The sequence below is a fragment of the Citrobacter sp. ANG330 genome, from assembly GCF_047467925.1.
In the GTDB taxonomy this organism is placed as follows: domain Bacteria; phylum Pseudomonadota; class Gammaproteobacteria; order Enterobacterales; family Enterobacteriaceae; genus Citrobacter_A; species Citrobacter_A amalonaticus_G.
The window spans coordinates 1-713 of sequence record NZ_JASJUI010000032.1 but is presented as its reverse complement, the minus strand read 5'-3'; the positions used below and the strand labels follow the sequence as shown (position 1 = coordinate 713).

At 47.5% G+C, this 713-nt stretch carries 2 protein-coding genes; both read left to right on the top strand.

The annotated features are described in order from the left end of the window. Positions 1 to 189 (top strand): hypothetical protein (locus QNN88_RS22800; RefSeq protein ID WP_414242145.1); only part of this gene is annotated, 189 nt, incomplete at its 5' end. Beyond that, positions 146 to 604, top strand: coding sequence for an IS200/IS605-like element IS200F family transposase (tnpA, locus tag QNN88_RS22795; protein ID WP_414242144.1), 459 nt, complete (start codon positions 146 to 148; stop codon positions 602 to 604). The genes QNN88_RS22800 and tnpA, both read left to right, overlap by 44 nt. Positions 605 to 713 lie beyond the last annotated feature (109 nt).

Genomic DNA, 713 nt, shown 5'->3' with positions numbered 1-713 from the left:
TTGTGCACAGAAAACCCCCAGCTAGGCTGGGGGTTCAGTAAAGCTTTCAGCTTTGGCCCCGTTATTAAAACCCCTTTTGATTTGTTAAAACACCTTGCGGTCTGGCAACTGCAAGAGTCAAACAAGAAATCAAAAGGGGGTCCCTATGGGGGACGAAAAGAGCTTAGCGCACACCCGATGGAACTGTAAATATCACATAGTTTTTGCGCCCAAATACCGAAGACAAGCGTTCTACGGAGAGAAACGCAGGGCGGTAGGCAGCATCTTAAGAAAGCTGTGTGAGTGGAAAAACGTACGGATCCTGGAAGCAGAATGCTGTGCAGATCATATCCATATGCTTGTGGAGATCCCGCCGAAAATGAGTGTCTCGGGGTTTATGGGTTATCTAAAGGGAAAAAGTAGTCTGATGCTTTATGAGCAGTTTGGAGACCTGAAGTTCAAATACAGAAACAGGGAGTTCTGGTGCCGGGGTTACTATGTAGATACGGTAGGCAAGAACACGGCAAAGATACAAGAGTACATAAAGCACCAGCTTGAAGAGGATAAAATGGGAGAGCAGTTATCGATCCCTTATCCGGGCAGCCCGTTTACGGGCCGTAAGTAACGAAGTCAGATGCAAATGTCAGATCGTACGCGCCTGTTAGGGCGCAGCTGGAAAGAGAGCCTTACAGGCGCATTTGAAAAACCTCCGGCTATGCCGGAGGATATTTATT

Excerpts from the sequence above, each read along its gene's own strand:
- tnpA (WP_414242144.1), top strand. The coding sequence starts at position 146 with ATGGGGGACGAAAAGAGCTTAGCGCACACCCGATGGAACTGTAAATAT.